This is a genomic window from Formivibrio citricus, assembly GCF_900115065.1.
Lineage (GTDB): Bacteria > Pseudomonadota > Gammaproteobacteria > Burkholderiales > Chitinibacteraceae > Formivibrio > Formivibrio citricus.
This window is the reverse complement of sequence record NZ_FOVE01000006.1, coordinates 115,262-133,912: the sequence shown is the minus strand read 5'-3', so window position 1 is coordinate 133,912 and position 18,651 is coordinate 115,262. Positions and strand designations below refer to the sequence as shown.

The following is an 18,651-nucleotide window of genomic DNA, read 5'->3' as shown; positions in this document are numbered from 1 at the left end:
TATTTAACCATGCACTTGCAGTGACGTTGATGCCCGACGTACAGTCTGCCAGCGGTTTGTTTCAAAATCATATTGTTTGATGACAATCGCCGGGGCGCCTACTGCAACCGAATAGTCTGGGACATCAATGGTAACAACAGAATTCGCACCAATTACGCAATTTTTTCCAATTCGAGCACCGATAATGCATGCATTTTCACCAATCCAGCTACCATCACCAATATTCACGGGGCGTTTGAACCTGATGGGCTGACACATGATGGGCTGCGCAATATCCTCATATCCATGCAAATTGTCAGATATGTAGACATTGTTGGCAGTCAAAACGTTGTTTCCTATAACGACATCACGCACAGAAGCAATATGATTGTCATAACCAAATACACAGCCATCCCCAATTTTTAACCGTGCAGGAATTTCATCTACGCCATGACAATAAAGCCATCCGCCTCGTTGCATAACACTGCCGGAACCAATTTCAATGTTTTCCGCCCCGTCTACTCTGAATGGGTAAAGTATAAGTGCATCATTCGCTAGTTTTTTAAACCCAGGTCGTAAAAAAAAATTGAAATATGTTTTTTTTGCCATTAGGCTTAAATAGCCTACCATGCGCGCAATAAAATACAAACGCTTACTCATGAATAATATGCTCGACTTTCACGAGCCAAGTTGCTGACGTGGGGTATGTGTTTTTTTAAGCTTGCGAATGATAAATTTATCAATACCGAGCACATCGATATCGGTAGAGAGAAAACAGCGAATCGCATCCGCAGGCGTTTCTACAATAGGTTCGTCAGCTATATTAAACGACGTATCAAGAACCATCGGAATTCCTGTTATTTTCTCGAACGCCTTGATCAGTCCATAGTAACGTTCATTCACATCGCTGGTGACCGTTTGAATTCTTGCAGTATTGTCTTCATGTGTAATGGCCGGCACCAATTCGGCTTTGCCAGACCGCACATAGGCAGCATGAAGCATGAAGGGCGATTCAAATTCAAGCTCAAAAAATTCATTACAGCGCTCTGCAAGCACTGAGGGAGTAAATGGGCGGAAACTTTCTCTAAATTTGACGCGAGAGTTGAGGATGTCTTTCATATCGGCTCGACGCGGGTCGGCCAATATGCTGCGATTGCCTAGCGCTCTTGGACCAAATTCACTACGCCCCTGACACCAGCTTGTAATTTTTCCGTCCGCAATGTCACTGGCCATTTGTTCATACAAATTCTGCAGGTCGTCAAATTCGGAAACAATTACATCATCACGCCCTCTTACAGAATCCACTGCACTCCGAAACTCGGCTTCGGAGTACTTTCTTCCAAGATAATCATTGGTGGCAATGTATTTTCTCTTGCATTTGCCGTCAATCGTGTACGCCCATAATGCCTGGCCAATAGCAAGGCCGTTATCTCCTGGGTTTGGATGTACGTAAACATGCTCAAATGGTGTGTTAATCAGAACTTGATAATTTGCAACGCAGTTTAATCCGACACCGCCGGCGATACACAAATTTTTAGCCCCTGTCTTTTTGTGAAGCCAGTTGGCCAAGTAAATCATCACATCTTCAGTGAGTTTCTGAACAGCATACGCCAGGTCTTTATGAAAATCTTCTATCGGTTCGCCCTTGCTTCGCCTCTTGTATTTATTCAAGAATGCGGAGTAATTTGGCAGTGCATATAAAACATGCTCCGGCTGAAACCCGCGACGCAGCAACGCGCCAAATTTTCTGAAGTTATATTCATTAACATCAAATCGGAGTTCCTTCTTTAACTCCTTGTAAAGGGTATCGCTTCCATAAGGAGCCAATCCCATTGTTTTACCTTCTTCGTTGGTTTTAAAACCGACCTTGCTCGTAAACGCTGCATATATGCCGCCCAAACTGTACCGAACTGGGATCTCGTGAAGAATTTTGATTGTATCGCCCTTGCCATAGGCAAGGTTACCTGCGAGCTGATCCCCTCCTGTTCGTTCCATAGGCACCCCTTGACCATCAACAACCATAATGGCGGCTTCATCATGCGGAGAGGAAAGGAATGCTTGGCAAGCATGTGCCAGATGATGTTCTGGCACCAGGAAATCCGCATTGGGGCAATATTTTGCAAAAAAAGCTCGCGCTTGTTCAACATATCTGTAGCTGAATACTACGCAATCGACATCACTTAATGAAAATCCACCAGCATCAAGCAAATAATCCAAAAAAGCCTTAAATTTTGGCTGTTCTTCAAAACAAATACTACTTGCATCCAATTCAAGATCAAATGGGAGGTTTAAACTGTTTTTGTAAATACTGGGATCCGATCGCCATCCAAAATCTTTTAGATCCTGCTTGGTAATAGGCAAAAAAATATCATTCTTTTCTCGCGTTATTCTTTCCAGGCTTGTGGCCGCAACAATTTGGCCATTAATACATACGGCGCCACTAAACCCGTGACCACTAAGTGTAAAACTAAGTATGCAGTTTCGGCTCATTATTACAAATCCTTATATTAACCAAATTAATTCGACCGAGTGAAATTTTAAATTTATATTCATGCAATTTTTCTACGCAATATTTTACACACGGAAATGCACAAATATAAAATAGAAAAAATAGAATAAGAAGTGCTTTTTTTGAGTATGGGCCAGAAACTTTTTACCCAAGCTGTCGGATTGGCTGAAAACTGCCCTGCCCAAATATCACCAAGGGCGACATTGAAACTAATCCGCTCGGTGAAAGTCAGGCTCAATCTATTAGCAGAGGCGTCAAGAAGCTCCATCATTTCACAAACTTGGCGTTGCATGCTGAATGTACTGCGAACGCTTTCAGGGTGTGTGCGGAAAAAATTCAGAGGGGTGGCAACATAGTAAACATCCCCGCGCTCTGCCAGACGACACCAAAAATCCCAGTCTGCGCAGGCGGTAAATTTTGTAGAAAGTCCGCCAATCTTCAGAAATTCAGTACGACGAAACATCGCCGCGCTCATGTTCGGTATAACGCAAGAACGGAGCAGGAAGCGCTGCATAATTTTGGCAGGAATAAGCGCGCTGTTTGCGCAGATATTCCTGAAGGAAGGTTCGCGACATTGGTAGTCGTCCCGCAAGGTATTGCCGCAACTATCGACAATATGGCTTCTGCAGTATGCGGCCACGGCGCTGGGGTGGCTATTAAGTGCCTGCATCAATGCGGCCACATGCTCGGGCGAATTAAAATCATCGCATTCCGCAAACATGACAAATTCGCCGCGGCATTGGCTGACCCCAAAATTGCATGCGTTAGCGTAGCCCCCGTTTTTTTGCAGGGGGAATATTTTTACTTTGGGATGACTTGCATATTTATTCAATATTTCAAGACTGTTGTCCGTTGAGCAATCGTCCACCACGACGATTTCCATATTTTCGTATGTCTGTGCCAGAATGCTGTCCATTCTCTGCGCAAGATATTCGGCATGGTTGTAACTTGTAACAACTATACTTGCAAGATCATTCATAATCTATCGCGCCTGCGGATTATTGCGGGTGCAGCAAACGGTTTTTAATTTTACTGATTCCGATATAAGCACCAACAAATAATCTTAGTTGCATGCGCTTCAAGGCATTTTCAGATGCAGCAAAGTATCTGATTATTGGCGCCGGAATATGTCGGTAAGCAATCAACGAAAGTACGGAATTAAGATATTCCTTTTCGTCCGAGTTATATTTGATTGCATAGAAGCGCTCACTCAACTTTCCGCCGCCGCCCATGGAAATAGGTGAGTTTGACTTATCCTGAATGGTGGAATAGTCTTCTTCATCGTTTTTGGCTGCAATGTAACCATCCTGTACCGCGCGATCTGTCAGTTCAGTGCCCGGGTAAAATATCAGATTGAATCCTTGTAGCCAAAATGGTCTCGGGAACTGCAAAAAAAGATCGATGGTTTCCTTTATGTCAGACTTGAATTCATATGGGTTATTGAAGATCAAATCATAGGTAACATCAATTCCAAGGCTGTTAATTTGCCTTGCAACTTCAATGTTTTTTACATTCGGAACAGCACGGTTATAGACATCCCGATTAACGCGCTCACTCCCGGATTGTATACCTACCTGTAGCGAACACAATCCGCACTCCTTCAATATTTTTATTTTATCGAACTTGAAGGCCATCGGCTCGATAAGCGCAAAAAACGGCAAATTAATTTTTTCCAGATACAGATTCTTGAATTTTACAAAGTCTTCTGTCTTTCTAGCCACAAAACTGTCATCCCAGAAATTAATTTTCTTCAATTTCGGAAATAGTTTTTTGGCAATTTCAAGCTCGTCAATAACATTTTCTATGCTCCGCGTCCGCAGATAGCGACCTTTCCCTTCGTATTGTTTCCATCGATAGCTGTTGTAGCAGTACTTACAGCGGTAAGGGCAGCCTCGGGATGTGATGATGCTGTATTCGTCACTGAAGTGTTTTTCGCCGATCGGCTCAAGACCGGTTGCATTCATGACAAACTGGTTTTCAAAATCAAAGTCTGGATAGGGGTATTTATCCAGATTTTCTTCCAGAGGGCGAATTTCGTTTTTAATGATGCCGTCAGGCGTATTGAACCAGATGTTTTTAATCGAGGTATCGGGTTCCCCATTTCTGGAAATGCTGTTCAAGAGGTCAAGAAAAGCTTCTTCTCCCTCGCCAACACAGACCATATCAGCATGGCGCAAGCACTCGCCAGGCATGACATTTACGTGTGCGCCCCCCCAAATAATGGGAATTGACAATTCCGACTTGATCGATTTTGTGAGCATGCATGCAGCACGATAATTGTCCGTTACCAAACTGATGCCAACCAGTGAAATCCTCTTATTTTTTAAGAAACCCAACAGGGCGTCCGTATTTTTTCTTGTAGGCAAATCTGGGCAAAAAATACATATGACATCATGCCCGTTTTGCTTGGCATAAGAAGCAAGCATTCTAGTATTTATACTATTTGTCAAAAATGAAATAAGTACGGTCGTGCCCACAATTTTTCCTAATATTGTATCTACTACGGCCAATGAGCCGGTTGCTTATTTTACTGGCAATAGCTGGAAGAAGCCATGTCACTGCGACCAGTTAGCAATTACTTACTGGCAAACACCGCCAGTAAGTGATCGACATCCCGGAAAAGTTCGTGGTGTTCGTCTAGCCACTCATCAGGCATGTCCCACCACTTGGTGGCAAGCAGGGCATTTCTGGTGCCCTCGTCAAACCGGAATTTGATCACCTTGGCGGGCACCCCGCCAACGATGGCGTACGGCGGGACATCTTTCGTTACGACAGCCCCCGCGGCGACGATAGCACCGGTGCCAACTGATATGCCATCGTTGATCAGCGCGTTTTGACCAATCCAGACATCGTGCCCAATAACCGTTTTTCTGAAAGGGTTAAAATGGTCTTCCGTGCAATAAGTTTTGGCTACCGGTTGATGCGCTGCATAGAATGCGGGGTGGGAGCTGGCATATGTGGTGGGGTGTTGCCCCAACCCAACAGCTACCCGCATGGCGATGGAGCAGAATTTTCCTATGTCTGCGTTGCAGATGATTGAATCACGTTGAACGAAAGTATGGTCGCCAACGGTCGAATTGATGATGGCGGCATTCCTGAAAATAACATTAAGTTTTCCCAGTCGGGATTTGTTATCAATTGTCGATCCTGGGTAGATGTGGCAAGTTGGAAATCTTTGGGACAATTGTGCATTTCTGATTGGCACAGAAAGCCAAAACACAAAATGTTTGAGCACATTTTTACACAGCAAAAGCACATTCATAGCCACTTCCTAATGCGGATTTGTATTTACCTCGGCGGGTGAGTCACATCTAAAACTCTATCCCATAGTGAAACATCAGGACTTTCCGATGATTTGATATATTTTTTCTCATATCTCTCATATGAATTTTTATCAAATATCATCCAGTCGGACAAGGGGATTGCAAAAGTTGGGCACGCATCCAGATCAACCAGCGAGGCTTGGAGCAAATCAGCTATCACCTCTATCCAAGGCTGATACCAGCTCGCGGCAATCTCGCTATTGGTAATGAATACGAGCGGCTTTTTCCACAGCACAGCAAAAGAGCAGGCAGTGGAAGCATGGGCAAATACCAGTGTCGCGTCTCGTACCAGTTCGGCGGTTTGTCCATACACGATTTCGTGATTGCTCAAATGTGCGGCGGTAATGCTCCGGTTAGATGGGTAGCCGGCAATAACTACCGGCATGCCTGAATTGCGTTCGAACTCCTCAAAAAAACGCGTTATCTGCGGAAAGAACCGTTCCTTGCTTGTCGGCGCAGACAGGCCCATTTCTGCGTTATCTTCATGTCCGACAATGTCTTCATCCAAATACACCGCGTAGGGCACCGTCCGCAATGGAGGCTTATGCCTGAGATGCATGAATTTCTCGTAATCAAACGAGTGTGCAGGTATTTTTACTTTGGCGGATCCGAATCTTGGGTCATCCTGCCATGATTGGCCCGATACAAGGGCAAAATCCGGTGTTTGGTCAGGCAATATCCTGGTCAGCGCTTTGATCAACAAGGCGTTGAGGTGCAAGTGGAACGTGTTGTGCCTGAATGCGGTCACAATCTTTTGGAGCAGTGATCGACGATTCATGCTTGTGGCCGGGACAGGATATGCACCACTGTCAACCACAATCAGTTTCAATCCATTTTTGCGCAAAAGATCAAAAAGCAAGACGGCCTTTACAGAAAATGGTCCCACATAGTCCAATGCGTAGCCTCCGTCTGCGCCAGACAGTATCGCCTTGATTTCCTTGAACGAACTAACCAGATGCAAGTTGGCATAATTCATTCTTTGGCTAAGGCGGCCTTCGTTGGCTTTCGGAAGCAACAAGGAAGTGCAGTCGAGGACATGGACATAAAAATGTCGCTCTAGATGCTGTATCCCCATACGGTCAAAATCCCTTTGTACAAAGGGATTTTTAACAAATACAAATAGCGTCTTTTTTTTCACAATTATGCGTTACAGAATTTCTTTAGTATTTTCAAGCCGGTTTCGCCGCTTTTTTCGGGATGGAACTGACAGCCAATGACATTGGCTCTTCCGATTACAGCAGCAATCTTGTGCCCACCATAGTCACAATTGGCCAGCCTGCTTTCTTCGCTAGAGGGAACAGCCATAAAGGAGTGGACAAAATAGACAGCGTCGCCAGGTGTTACATGGTCCAAAATTGTTCCCTGCCAGTCGTTTGTTGCACAGGCGGGTTCTAGAGCATTCCAGCCGATATGCGGGATTTTTTGAATATCCCCGGCAATGGTTTGGGCGGGGATCGGAACAACCCTGCCGGGAATCAATCCCAAGCCTTTGGTCAGACCAAACTCTTCACTTTCATCCAGCAATAGCTGCATTCCAAGGCAAATACCCAGCAATGGGGTGCCTTTATTGGCCAAAGCCTGGATTACTGGCACCAAGCCAAGTTGTTGCAATGCATTCATTGCGCTATCGAAGGCCCCGACTCCAGGCAGAACGACGCGGGGAGCCGCAAGAATGACATCGTGATCCGATGTAACCGTGACGGTCGCGCCGCAATGCTCCAAGCTGCGTTGCACACTGTAGAGGTTGCCTACACCGTAATCAATTACCACGACATCAGGCATAATCCCTCACCTTCAAACCTGCGGACTTCGCTATTTTTCTCACATCACCAATTTGGGCGCGTTTGTAATGCAGGATATCGGCCATTGCAACAGCATCCACACCGCCTTCCCGCACAGCGTCGACCACTTCGCCGGCCTCGCCCATGCCGCCGCTTGCAATGACGGGGACCGAAATAGCCGAGGTCACCGCCTTCAAGAGTGCGATGTCAAAGCCTTTGCGCGTGCCTTCGCGATCAATGGACGTCAGCAGGATTTCGCCCGCGCCCATCTCAACGCCTTTCTGTACCCACTCAACCACATCCAGACCCGTACATTCACGGCCATTGTCCGTGAATACCTGCCATTTCCCTTCGCCTACTTGCTTGGCCTCTACCGATAAAACCATGCACTGGCTGCCGAACTGGCGCGATATTTCACTGATCAACCCCGGGTTGGCTACCGCAGCAGTATTGATTGCCACCTTGTCCGCGCCTGCGCGGAGAATTTGCGTTGCATCGTCGACCGAGCGAATACCACCGCCTACGGTGAGCGGAACAAAAATATCGCGTGCAGCCTCCCTGATAATGTCGCCCAAGTGGTTCCGCCCATACAGGCTGGCTACACAATCCATGTAAATCAGTTCATCAGCGCCTTGCTGGTAATAGCGCAAGGCGTGTTCATAAGGAGAGCCAATCACGCGCAGCCCCTCAAGGTGAATGCCCTTGATCAGATTGGGCCCTTTGATATCCAGACGCGCGATCAATCTTATATTTTTGTTCATGTGCCCGATCAGTCGTTGTAGCCTGTGCCATTGATGTTGTGCCGCAACTTCCAAATGCCATTATCCTTAACCCATAGGTGCGGCGAGCGGAATTTGTCGGTAAGTTCATTGCGGAAATAATCCGGGTCCATGCCTAGATGATTCATGACATCCATGAAGTAGCGCTCCGGGAACTCTCCATCGAAGCGAGCAACCAATGCCTTGCCTTCGTCACGAGTGATGTGGCCATTACGGATTTCTTGTGAAGCATCTTCCGTGCAATGACCAAAACCAAATTTGATGAAGTAACAGTAATAATTGAGATCATCAATTTTGTCGTCAATGCCCAAATACTTGCTATATGTGCCATCCGTCCGGTGAGGCCTTGCCTCAAACCCTGCGTGCTTTACGGCATAGTAATAAGACTCCTGAGGCAACCACTTCAGGTAATAACCCAGATACTGGACTTCTACTTTACCCCTTTCATATTCCTCCCGCGGGGCAGGAAGGAAAGGCATCAATTCATTGAGGGACAGGCCGTAATCTTCGCGCAGCTGCCGGATGGGAATGCCTCCGAGGATCAAATCATCCAAGTTGTCATAGGTATGATATGAACTATCCTGCAGGGATGAATTGGTCTCTGCGATCGGATTGCCAAATTCTGCTTCGTGTTCGCCATAGAAGATCAACGGGATTCCAAATTTGAGCGCCAGCTTGGGGGCCAGTTGTTTCTGTCCAAGGATGAACGTCTGGAACGGATGAAACAGGTTTTCGATGGACAGACGCGTCAACGTGCGCATGGCTCGCCCATTCTGGTTGAACGAGATATTGTCAAACCCGCCTATGTCGATCCAATTACGGAAATTGCGGTAGCCGTAATCCGTATACAAGATTGGAGGCCAGGTTACAGTCAACGGATTCATTCCGTATTTGTACTTAAGAACATGCGCTGCGTAGACGCTATCCTTGCCACCGCTACCCGGAACAATACAGTCATAGCCCCCATCGGTACGGCGATGTTTGGCCAGCAACTCCAGAAGTTGCTCCTCGCGCGCTTTCCAGTCGATGGTTTCCTTTTTTTCTGCGAACCGGCAGGCATCGCAGACACCCTCTTCATCAAAAGCCAGCGTAACCTTTTTGCTGTCCTTGGTATGGTTGAATTCCTTGGTAGAAGAAGGGCGCTGGTTGGAATAGCAACATTTCTTGCAGAAAACCACATCGTGCGGGAGTCCGTAGTACGCCTCCAAGTTATCCGGTTTGGGATTGCTCATTTCTGGTCCTTGGTCAAAATCAAATGCAGAGGGAGAACCTCTGCATTTGCAAATTCAATTGTCTGCTTGCAGATCGGCCGAGCCAATCACCACACGCCCCAGCCCCCATCGACGGCCAGATTTTGCCCGGTCACATACCGCGAAAGATCGCTGGCAAGGTAAGCAACCGCTCCACGGAAGTCGTCTTCGACGGCCATTCGGGCCAATGGGGTTTGTGCCTCGTATCTTGCAACAAAACTTTCCGGCTGCCCTCTTGCAATCCCGCCTGGCGAGATGCAGTTTACGCGCACACTCGGCGCCAACGTCGTGGCCAGCCATCGGGTCAATTGTATCAGCGCCCCTTTCGATGCGGCATAGGCCGCCGGGTTCGCCATCGCCGTTCCCTCGTATAACTGCCAATTCGGCCCGTATTGTCCGTAGATCGAGCCGATATTGATGATACTGGCGTGAGGGGATTGTCGCATACTCACCGCGAACTGTTTGCACAGATCAAAAGCCGCGGTTACGTTCACTTCCATCGCGCGCCGCCAAGTTTCAACTGTCTGCTGTTCAAATGGCAAGGCCCAGCCTTGCAAGCCGCTTGTGCCGACAAAAGCCGCGTTATTGACCAGAACATCCAGCCGCGCATTATCTTTCAGGGCAGCTCCGATCAGGCGGTCACGATTATCCTGGCTTTCAAGATCGCAGGATTCCGTCTGTACCTGTATGTCCCATTTGTCAGCCAGCGTCGTGGCCAGCCCGGCCAGATCAGCCCCCGGGCGGTCGACCAGCACCAGATCGGCGCCGAGCTCCGCCAGAGTGTCCGCGATCACGCACCCCAGCGATCCCGCTGCGCCGGTAATCAGGGCGCGGCGGCCATTCATTCGCATCAGATCATTCAGCGTAGCCATCAGCGTCTCAGTTGTATCTGCGGAAAACCGGCTTGATCTCCGGCCCTTCCAGATATTGCTCGATTCCGTCGGTCAACGCATTGGCATAGATCTTCATGGCAGCCTTTGCTGCCTCCAATGTCATGGCCAGCTCGTTCTCGCCATGGGCAAAACTGACCGCGATCCAGGGCATCAGCACTCCGTGGCGAATCATTTCCTGGCTGAATAATGTCCGGAATTTTGCCGACGGTTTGCCTTCGGCATCGCGGGTGAGATAGTTCAGGCATATTGCCGGGCCATCCATCATAAAATGATCCGCTATGCCGCATTCTCTTGCTGCCTGCGTCATGCCGTCGCGCAGTTTTTCTCCGTATGCCCACAAATGCCGGCAAACATCCTGTTCCTTGTAGATTCGCACCGTCTCGATAAATGCACCCAAACCGCACATTTCACCGCCATGCGTGGTCGACAGCAGGAATGTTCTTTCCTCTCCGGGCTTATCTATCGAGCCAACTTCCATGATTTCGCGCTTGCCAGCTACTGCGGCCACCGAGAAACCATTGGCCATGCCTTTCCCGAAGGTGCTCATGTCCGGCTCTACGCCAAAATATGTCTGTGCGCCCTGCAAATGCCAACGGAACCCCGTGATCATTTCATCAAGGATTAAGAGGGCACCATCCTTCCGGCACAAATCCTGAACCTGATGCAGGAAATTTTTGCCGGTATTAGCGCAGCTGCGGCACGGGGCATCATAACTCAGCAAATGCGTGCAATCGGGCGCACAAGGGGTAACTGTTGTCGCCGGCTCGAGCATCACAGCAGCGATTTCACCCGGATGCTGGTCAAAAAGGCCCCGCAAAGACTGGATGTCATTGTAATCAAATACCAGCGTGGTCGCGGCATGGGCATCCGGAATACCCCTTTGTAGTGCAGTGGTGCCGATGAACCAGTCATCGAATGAAAAAAACGGATGTTGCCGGGGAACGCAGACATAGCGGCGGCCGGTATATGCTCTCGCAATCTTTGCCGCAGCAGTAGTAGCATTCGAGCCGTTTTTTGCGAATTTGACCATGTCCGCGCCGGGGATGGTATCCACCAGCAATTCTGCTGCCTGCAGCTCCGTCAGCGAGGCCCGGGTCAGATTGTTTCCTCGCTCGATTTCACGAATGGCAGCCGCGTTGACTAACGGATGAGCATAGCCCAGCGTTACGGCGCGCAGCGCCATGCCGTAATCCAGGTATTTTTTTCCATCAGGCGCCCAGACATATGCGCCTTCCCCCCGCTCCAGAATTTGCGGCGCATTGGCGGGGAATTGGTCAAACCCGCGCGAATAGGTGTGCGCGCCTCCGGGAATAACCCGGTTCAATCTTGCCTGATAGTTCATTTAGCCAAACCTTTGTGTTTGATCAGCGCCTCAACCATGGTGAAGTCGTCAATATCGTCAATTTCGATCGACTTCCATTTAGGCACTTCATAGGCAACCGTGTCATCGTGATAGAAGGAACGGCGCGCTCTTAGTACATCGACTCTGGAGGCATAGAGAGTTCCTTCCAGGAAATACAGCGGCTCAATATCCTGCCGACGCAATCCGGTAGGCTGGCGTTTCAGGAAGGGTTCAAGCCGGCCATCCGTTTTTTGTCGGTACATGAAAGCGGGATGCGTGCATTCCGCCCGGCAAACGCTCACCACCGCGCTTGCTCGGTGTTCTTGCATGAGCGAAAGCCCCGCGACAATATCCGATACCTCGCGTAGCGGTGATGTTGGCTCCAGCAGCACTACCAGATCAAAGTGCCTCCCCTCGGCCGCCAGAAAATCCAGAGCGTGGATCACCACATCGATCGACGATGCAGAATCGCCGGCAAGCTCAGCCGGGCGCAGGAAAGGCACTTCGGCGCCGTGATTACTGGCAGCTTCGGCGATGGCAGTATCATCGGTGCTGACCACGACGGCATCAAGACACTTTGCCGCAAGTGCGGCATCGATTGTCCAGGCGATCAGGGGTTTGCCGCACAGATCCCGGATATTTTTGCCTGGCAAACCTTTTGATCCGCCCCGGGCAGTAACCAAGCCCAATACCTTCAGGTCATTAATCAATTTTCACTCCGGCCAATTTAATTGAAACAGCGCTGCGACACGGTCTTTTTGTTGGGTACACAGCGGCATGACGGGTGCTGTCCGAGTACCAGCGTATCTGCGGGGATATCGGTATCAACAATCATGGCGTTAGCTGCAAAAACGACATTATCCCCAATGTTGCAGTTGCCGAGCACGCTGCTTCGGGAATACAAAATTGTTCCTGTACCGAATCTGGGGTAGGCGTTGGTAACAGCGCCAACGGTACAATTCTGATAGACCACCAGATAATTGCCATAGTCGGCATTCCCCAGCACTGTGCCTACCGGGTGAACCAGCATAAAGATTTCCGGCATACGCACCGAGTAAAAAAGATCCATGCCATGCATGATCTTGTTCAGGTAGGAAAGCCGAGTAGGCAATTCCGTATCGCCGGTTTCTTGCCAGATGGTGTTGCCGAGAAAATAGAGGAAAGCCGCCATGTGATCGGCATTCATATGGTCGAATTTGAGCTTTCCGCCTTGTTTGTAATACTTGCGCTCAATTCTTGAAAAGCAGTACTCCAGCCGGTCCAGCGTTTTGTCGAGACCGATTCGAAGCAATTCAGACCCCTCGTAACCATCCGGGAGATGCATGGAAACAAGCCTTTGGATATACGACGCAATTCCGTCGCGCGGCAGGCTGGTATCCATCATTTGAGTACTCTCATCGGGATGCCGAGATTCCGCAAATAGGATCTGGCGCGAATCGGATTGTTATCCCCGAAATGAAACAGACTGGCGCAGGCCGCCGCAGAGGCCGAAGTATCTTTCAGCAGTTCGGCCAGATGCATGAAATTTCCGGCGCCGCCGCATACGATCACGGGCACGGATACCGCCGAGGCTATTTTTTCAGCCATGTCCAGATCGTATCCGTCCATCAACCCGTCATGATCAATCGAGTTCAGGAAAATTTCGCCCGCGCCCAGAGCAGCCAGATTACGTGCATGCTCGACAGGATCAAGCTGCGTGGCTTCCGTGCCGCAACGAATCCAGACCTTTGCGCCATCTGCATCGCACCGGTAATCGATACCAGCCACTACGCACTGGTTGCCGAAACGTTCGGAAATTGCAGTGATCAGCCCCGGATTGGTCACTGCCGCTGTGGTGACTACCACCTTATCGGCACCGGCCAGCAACAGTTCCCGCACATCGTCGATCGATTCAATCCCGCCCCCGGCCGCCAGCGGCATGAAACACTCCGTTGCCGCCTCCCTGATTATTTCGAGTAGCGCCGTTCTCGATTGCAGACTGGCCTGAATGTCGAGAAAGACCAGTTCGTCGGCGTCCTGAGCGCTGTAAATCCGCACCGCAGTCTTGGGGTTGCCAGTATCCCGGTAATTGCCAAACTGGACTCCTTTGGCCATCCGGCCATCGCGCAGCAGCAGGACCGGAATCACACGCTTCTTCAGCATTGCGGCTCCCACTCGGCAAAGTTTTCCAGAATTCGTATTCCGGCCGGCTGGCTTTTTTCCGGGTGAAATTGCATACCGGCTACGTTTCCTGCCACTACGGCTGCAACAAATTCACCGCCAAAATCACATGTTGCCAGAATATGCTCCGGGTTTTTGGGCACACAGTGGTATGAGTGGACGAAGTAAAAGTCGACCACGGGCTTGACGCCTTCCAGTAGCGAATGCCGCATGGCATGGTTGAGGCTGTTCCAGCCGACATGTGGCACTTTGTTGGGGGCTGCGGGCTCAAGGTGAACGACGGTTCCGGGAATCAGGCCCAAGCCGGCGGCACCCCCATGCTCTTCGCCGTAATCGAACATAAGTTGCATGCCAAGGCAAATTCCCAGCATCGGTTTTTTTGTTGCAGCATATGTCTTCAGTGCATGCACCCAACCGCCTTGCTCCAGCAGTTCCATGGCGGAACGAAACGAGCCTACGCCGGGCAGGACCAAGCGTTCGTATTGGCCCAGTTCCTCCTGCCGGGAGCAAAGCTCGGCCTCATACCCTGCCCGGTCAAATGCATTTCGCACCGATGCAAGATTCCCTACTCCGTAATCCACTATGCCGATCATGATTTTTTGCGGTTGTCTTCCCGGTACCATTGATCGAAATCCCAAGCTTTGTTTGCCATCGGGATGTTGGCGAAGTCGGGCTGGTGCGGCGGGATTACCATCTGCGCTACGATCTTGTTGAATTCTTCCTCTGTCAGCCCGACGTATTCCAGGAATACTTCAAGCGAGTGTGGCTTGCGGCCATCAAACTCGGCGTTCATTTTTACCGCTTCTGCCGGGGACATGCGTCCAGCGCGCACATGGAAGGCGTCGATCTGCGCAACCCGGCTGTAACCGCGTTTCAGATACTTGATGTAGTCACGCACGCCTTGCATGAAGCATTCGATTTTTTCTCCATGCTCGTTGATGCCGCGCGGTACGCCTTCCAGTTCGTCCGCCTGCCACCCCAGCTCCCGTTTGATCAATTCCGTGTTTTTGGTGTAATCCCACGGAATGAAACTGCCGAGGGGCACGGAGCAGTAACGCAATGCTTTGAGTTCCTTCACATCCGGGAAGGTATAGGGAATCAGGTCGCGCCTGTCGACCGGATCGTCCGGCCGGTCGATCATGCCGTGCATGTCTTCCGCGGTGATGCCCAGTGTTCTCAGCATGTTGAATTTCTTGTCGTCCTCGTATTCGATTTCATCATTGAGGTAATCGTAGTAGGCGGTAATTTCCGATTGGGGTTCGCCCCAGAATACAAGAGGCACTTTGTACATGAGCGCGACCCGCAGTGGATATGAGTAAATCCCCGTATGGCAATGCCAGCAAAAATCCGTTTTGCGAACGAATGATTCCAGCATCAGTTTCTTGACCACTCTCCAGTTGGGCGTGAACTCGAGCACATCCACGCCCAATTTCTTGAAAGTGCGTTGGTTGTTTTCTTCCACCACCTGGCGCATGAAGCCATGATTGAAGCGCACGACCAGTGGTTTCAGGTTGTATTCCTTCATCAGGTAGTACAACTGGAATGTACTGTCCTTGCCCCCGGAAAAGGGCACGATACAATCGTAATCGGCCTTGCCGCGATACTTTTCAATCAATTTGTCGAGCAGTATTTTCCGCTCAACCCAGTCTATCGCCTGCTGCTTGTGCTCAGATCCCCGGCAAATATTGCAAACTCCCTCGGCATCATATTCGATGGTTTCATAGGTTTCTGGCAGGCCGCATTTCTTGCAGCGCCGCAACAAAGGCTGGGGTCCGCTCATGATTTCTCTCTTCGTCATTATTTGTAAACTTGATTGGCCTTATCATAGTCTCCCGGCCGGCCAACATCGAGCCAAGGCTCATGCATGGGATAGACAATGGCACGTTCGCCTGCCGCACGGACACTTTCAAACAGGGCTGGCATGTCACAGCGAACATCCTTGTCCAGATATTGCAAAACGAACGGATCAAGGACGTAAACCCCCGCATTGACATGCGAGCGGTACACGGGTTTTTCCTCGAAACCAACGATCTCGACACCATTTGTCTGGACAACGCCAAATGGATGCTGCCATTCATGCAGACGAACGGCCATGGTCGCCGCCGCCCGGTTTCGCAAGTGAAAATCCAGCAGTTCGCCATAGTGGATATCCGTAAGGACGTCGCCATTGGTTACCACCATGGGCAGTTCCGGTATCGGCGACAGCAGCCCCAGCGCGCCGGCGGTGCCCAGCGGGGAGTTCTCACGCAAATATTCTATTTGCACATTCCAGCGCTCGCCATTGCCGAAATATGCCTCGATCATTTCACCGAGGTAATGTATGGCCAGGATAAAGTGTACAAACCCGTTGTCTCTGGCGCGCTCAATGATGAGCTCCAGCATGGGCCTGCCCGCCACGGGCAGTAATGGCTTGGGACAGCGTTCAGTATGGGGATGCAAGCGAGTTCCCAATCCCCCTGCCATGATAACCATAACATTGCTTCGATTCGAGGGCGATACAATCTCATCCCACAAATGCAGGCCGACAACACATCCAGCGTCATCGACAACCGGGATTTGGTGCACTTTGTTGGTCTTCATCAGCTGAACCACCGAATCCTGCCGCATTTCGGGCGGAACCACGAGAGGGGAGCGAAAAACGATGGACTCAAGCGGGCTGGACACGCCCAGCCCACGCAGCAAGCCCCGCCGGACATCCCCGTCCGTGACGGTACCGACAAGCCGCCCCGCACCATCGACCACTATCACGATCTGCGCAGAAGTCTGATTGAGGCTGACAATGGCATCCTCGACGGTAGCCGAATCGGGCAGCAACGTTTTGTGCCACCCCTGAAAAACCGGGTTATTCAAAAGCTGCTCCACTCATTCTGGATTCAACATTTCCCGGCGCTGCAAGAGGTAGCAATTGCGCCAGTTGGTTGAGCAAATTGGCCCGGTAAGCTTCAAAATCGGGATATTTCCAACCGATGAAACTTGAAACCTTCTTCATATCTTGGCGCAACTGCGCTCGTACCGGCCCATCCCCACCATCATTCACCCAAGCCATGATCCTGTCAAAAGCACATTCCTCTGTCAGCAAGGATTCGCCGGCCATGCGCCACCACAGGAAAAAATCGGGATCTTTGAGGTAGTCGATAAACATGACCTGGGCACCGCGCAGCAAGACATCACAGGCCGCATTGGATATCGAGGTTACAAAGAGGTCCGTCATATCCAGAAAATCAAACAGATCGTGCTCACTGCCAGTCAGCAGCAGCTGGTCGTAACCCTTGGTGATGTCTGCGTAAAAGTCGCTGTATTTCCTCTCTGGCGGAACAGGTTTCAGGCGAACGGCAACTTTCACTCCCGGCTGACAAGACAATTTGCAGGCCAGTTGCATCAGACGTATTTCATGACTGTACGTGGGGTCGCATATGCCTGGCGAAATAACCGTGATCAGCATGGCATCACCCTTGAACTGTTTCAGGCGTGCTATGCGCTGCGCACGTTCGGGTGAATCCGCCAGGATCCTGTGCGCGTCAAACGAACCTGTGCCGGGGAAGTGTTTTGTCAGGGCTCGTTTACCAGTGTAAAGCTCGGCGGTGTGCGGACCCGCCGCGCACATCACATCGTAATTGATAAAAATCTCCGAATGAAAGAATTGTGGTGTGACATGGGCATTCAGTGGAACAAATACTGAACGGCCTCCCTGCTGCCTGATGAATTCATTGCGAGCCGCCTTTTCCGTGGTCTGGTGTTCATATACGCAGAATACATTTCCATTGCCAGCCACTGCCTCGGCACGGGCTCGCATCAGCATGTAAAACACTCTGAAAAGCCTGGCGCCGTGCGGCCATACCTGAACGATATTTGCAAGGCAGATTGCAATATAATGCCATGCAGCCCTTCGCAAATACTCATAGCCCGGCCTGTCTAACTTCAAATCCCTGACATTCATGCGCTCGCGCACATCATGTGGCAGCCCTGCTGACTTGGAGTAATCCACCACGTAGCATACGTTCGGAAATCCGTGAAAAATGGCCGAGAACATTTCAGCAGTTTTGTAATCTTCCACTTCACAAACCAGCTGGCCGACGCAGAAGTCGACTTCACTTGAACCACACTGCTTCCAGTAGCGATAAAGGAAAGTCGGCAGGAGAAGAATGGAAAGGAAGCCAATAATTTTTCCTTCCTTTTTTTCCGTGACAGAGCAAACCTGCTTCAAGGAAGAAATGTAGCCTGCGGCAAATTCTTTATGCAGACGGATCGCGCAGTGAACATTCGGATTTTCATTTGCATATTGCAAAATGATTTCATAAAATTCGAATTTTACATACAGCCAGTCAAAAATGTATTTGCGAAACAACAAAGAAAAGTCGATTCCCAGCCTGTCTCCGACAAGCTCAGTCCATTCGGCACAATCGAGCTTTATAATTTGCTGCTCCGCCATCCGGTAGGCGCGGTCCCTTATTTGTGTGGCATGTTGCAAATCGCCGAAGTCAATCTTTCTGGCATTGACTGACAATCCAAAAATACCGACAATTTTTTCTGCCAGTCTTGCTGAAATTGATTTGAAGCAGAAAAAAGCCTGCTCACCGGCGAGGGCGAGGCGCACAACATGACAGGCACCAAGTGACTCATAAAACCGCATGCAAA

General features: G+C 49.9%; 18 protein-coding genes. All 18 read right to left on the bottom strand.

The window, feature by feature from the left end:
- Positions 1-3: 3 nt before the first annotated feature.
- The 18 genes from BMZ36_RS05750 to BMZ36_RS05665 all read right to left on the bottom strand — a co-directional run bounded on the left by BMZ36_RS05750 (position 4) and on the right by BMZ36_RS05665 (position 18,646).
- Positions 4-639 (bottom strand): acyltransferase, encoded by a 636-nt coding sequence (locus BMZ36_RS05750; protein ID WP_218142640.1) that lies wholly within the window; start codon positions 637-639, stop codon positions 4-6.
- An 18-nt stretch (positions 640-657) separates the two neighbouring features.
- Positions 658-2,469, bottom strand: a complete 1,812-nt coding sequence (locus BMZ36_RS05745) for a carbamoyltransferase family protein (RefSeq protein WP_091192612.1) — start codon at positions 2,467-2,469, stop codon at positions 658-660.
- Between the two features lie 59 nt (positions 2,470-2,528).
- Positions 2,529-3,467, bottom strand: a complete 939-nt coding sequence (locus BMZ36_RS05740; protein WP_091192610.1) for a glycosyltransferase — start codon at positions 3,465-3,467, stop codon at positions 2,529-2,531.
- A gap of 19 nt (positions 3,468-3,486) precedes the next feature.
- Positions 3,487-4,965 (bottom strand): B12-binding domain-containing radical SAM protein, encoded by a 1,479-nt coding sequence (locus BMZ36_RS05735; protein WP_143085979.1) that lies wholly within the window; start codon positions 4,963-4,965, stop codon positions 3,487-3,489.
- A 98-nt stretch (positions 4,966-5,063) separates the two neighbouring features.
- Positions 5,064-5,750, bottom strand: coding sequence for a CatB-related O-acetyltransferase (locus tag BMZ36_RS14795; protein ID WP_091192605.1), 687 nt, complete (start codon positions 5,748-5,750; stop codon positions 5,064-5,066).
- A gap of 26 nt (positions 5,751-5,776) precedes the next feature.
- Positions 5,777-6,949 (bottom strand): hypothetical protein, encoded by a 1,173-nt coding sequence (locus BMZ36_RS05725; protein WP_143085978.1) that lies wholly within the window; start codon positions 6,947-6,949, stop codon positions 5,777-5,779.
- Positions 6,950-6,951: 2 nt separating this feature from the next.
- The gene (gene hisH, locus BMZ36_RS05720; RefSeq protein ID WP_091192597.1) at positions 6,952-7,593 is read right to left on the bottom strand and encodes an imidazole glycerol phosphate synthase subunit HisH; all 642 of its coding nucleotides are present in this window, start codon (positions 7,591-7,593) and stop codon (positions 6,952-6,954) included.
- On the bottom strand, positions 7,586-8,353 hold the full coding sequence (gene hisF / locus BMZ36_RS05715) for an imidazole glycerol phosphate synthase subunit HisF (RefSeq protein WP_091192594.1): 768 nt from the start codon (positions 8,351-8,353) through the stop codon (positions 7,586-7,588). Before hisF (BMZ36_RS05715) ends, hisH (BMZ36_RS05720) begins: the two co-directional genes overlap by 8 nt.
- An 8-nt stretch (positions 8,354-8,361) precedes the next feature.
- On the bottom strand, positions 8,362-9,603 hold the full coding sequence (locus BMZ36_RS05710; RefSeq protein ID WP_091192592.1) for an N-acetyl sugar amidotransferase: 1,242 nt from the start codon (positions 9,601-9,603) through the stop codon (positions 8,362-8,364).
- A gap of 86 nt (positions 9,604-9,689) precedes the next feature.
- A complete protein-coding gene (locus BMZ36_RS05705) occupies positions 9,690-10,493 on the bottom strand; it encodes an SDR family oxidoreductase (RefSeq protein WP_091192589.1) in 804 nt (267 codons plus the stop codon).
- 7 nt (positions 10,494-10,500) lie between these two features.
- A complete protein-coding gene (locus BMZ36_RS05700; RefSeq protein WP_091192584.1) occupies positions 10,501-11,856 on the bottom strand; it encodes a glutamate-1-semialdehyde 2,1-aminomutase in 1,356 nt (451 codons plus the stop codon).
- Positions 11,853-12,566, bottom strand: coding sequence for an acylneuraminate cytidylyltransferase family protein (locus BMZ36_RS05695; protein ID WP_091192580.1), 714 nt, complete (start codon positions 12,564-12,566; stop codon positions 11,853-11,855). Before BMZ36_RS05695 ends, BMZ36_RS05700 begins: the two co-directional genes overlap by 4 nt.
- 17 nt (positions 12,567-12,583) lie before the next feature.
- Positions 12,584-13,240 (bottom strand): LbetaH domain-containing protein, encoded by a 657-nt coding sequence (locus BMZ36_RS05690; protein WP_091192577.1) that lies wholly within the window; start codon positions 13,238-13,240, stop codon positions 12,584-12,586.
- Entirely contained in the window at positions 13,237-13,998 is a 762-nt protein-coding gene (hisF, locus tag BMZ36_RS05685; protein ID WP_091192573.1) for an imidazole glycerol phosphate synthase subunit HisF, read from the bottom strand. Before hisF (BMZ36_RS05685) ends, BMZ36_RS05690 begins: the two co-directional genes overlap by 4 nt.
- Positions 13,992-14,609 (bottom strand): imidazole glycerol phosphate synthase subunit HisH, encoded by a 618-nt coding sequence (hisH, locus tag BMZ36_RS05680; protein WP_091192570.1) that lies wholly within the window; start codon positions 14,607-14,609, stop codon positions 13,992-13,994. Before hisH (BMZ36_RS05680) ends, hisF (BMZ36_RS05685) begins: the two co-directional genes overlap by 7 nt.
- Positions 14,606-15,796, bottom strand: coding sequence for an N-acetyl sugar amidotransferase (locus BMZ36_RS05675; protein ID WP_091192684.1), 1,191 nt, complete (start codon positions 15,794-15,796; stop codon positions 14,606-14,608). Before BMZ36_RS05675 ends, hisH (BMZ36_RS05680) begins: the two co-directional genes overlap by 4 nt.
- A gap of 17 nt (positions 15,797-15,813) precedes the next feature.
- The gene (locus BMZ36_RS05670) at positions 15,814-16,866 is read right to left on the bottom strand and encodes a nucleotidyltransferase family protein (RefSeq protein WP_177187794.1); all 1,053 of its coding nucleotides are present in this window, start codon (positions 16,864-16,866) and stop codon (positions 15,814-15,816) included.
- On the bottom strand, positions 16,859-18,646 hold the full coding sequence (locus tag BMZ36_RS05665) for a hypothetical protein (protein ID WP_143085977.1): 1,788 nt from the start codon (positions 18,644-18,646) through the stop codon (positions 16,859-16,861). Before BMZ36_RS05665 ends, BMZ36_RS05670 begins: the two co-directional genes overlap by 8 nt.
- Positions 18,647-18,651 lie beyond the last annotated feature (5 nt).

Bases quoted from the DNA above. Each gene is read 5' to 3' on its own strand.
- BMZ36_RS05750 (WP_218142640.1), bottom strand. From the start codon at position 639: ATGAGTAAGCGTTTGTATTTTATTGCGCGCATGGTAGGCTATTTAAGC.
- BMZ36_RS05745 (WP_091192612.1), bottom strand. From the start codon at position 2,469: ATGAGCCGAAACTGCATACTTAGTTTTACACTTAGTGGTCACGGGTTT.
- BMZ36_RS05740 (WP_091192610.1), bottom strand. From the start codon at position 3,467: ATGAATGATCTTGCAAGTATAGTTGTTACAAGTTACAACCATGCCGAA.
- BMZ36_RS14795 (WP_091192605.1), bottom strand. From the start codon at position 5,750: ATGAATGTGCTTTTGCTGTGTAAAAATGTGCTCAAACATTTTGTGTTT.
- hisH (WP_091192597.1), bottom strand. From the start codon at position 7,593: ATGCCTGATGTCGTGGTAATTGATTACGGTGTAGGCAACCTCTACAGT.
- hisF (WP_091192594.1), bottom strand. From the start codon at position 8,353: ATGAACAAAAATATAAGATTGATCGCGCGTCTGGATATCAAAGGGCCC.
- BMZ36_RS05710 (WP_091192592.1), bottom strand. From the start codon at position 9,603: ATGAGCAATCCCAAACCGGATAACTTGGAGGCGTACTACGGACTCCCG.
- BMZ36_RS05705 (WP_091192589.1), bottom strand. From the start codon at position 10,493: ATGGCTACGCTGAATGATCTGATGCGAATGAATGGCCGCCGCGCCCTG.
- BMZ36_RS05700 (WP_091192584.1), bottom strand. From the start codon at position 11,856: ATGAACTATCAGGCAAGATTGAACCGGGTTATTCCCGGAGGCGCGCAC.
- BMZ36_RS05690 (WP_091192577.1), bottom strand. From the start codon at position 13,240: ATGATGGATACCAGCCTGCCGCGCGACGGAATTGCGTCGTATATCCAA.
- hisF (WP_091192573.1), bottom strand. From the start codon at position 13,998: ATGCTGAAGAAGCGTGTGATTCCGGTCCTGCTGCTGCGCGATGGCCGG.
- hisH (WP_091192570.1), bottom strand. From the start codon at position 14,609: ATGATCGGCATAGTGGATTACGGAGTAGGGAATCTTGCATCGGTGCGA.
- BMZ36_RS05675 (WP_091192684.1), bottom strand. From the start codon at position 15,796: ATGAGCGGACCCCAGCCTTTGTTGCGGCGCTGCAAGAAATGCGGCCTG.
- BMZ36_RS05665 (WP_143085977.1), bottom strand. From the start codon at position 18,646: ATGCGGTTTTATGAGTCACTTGGTGCCTGTCATGTTGTGCGCCTCGCC.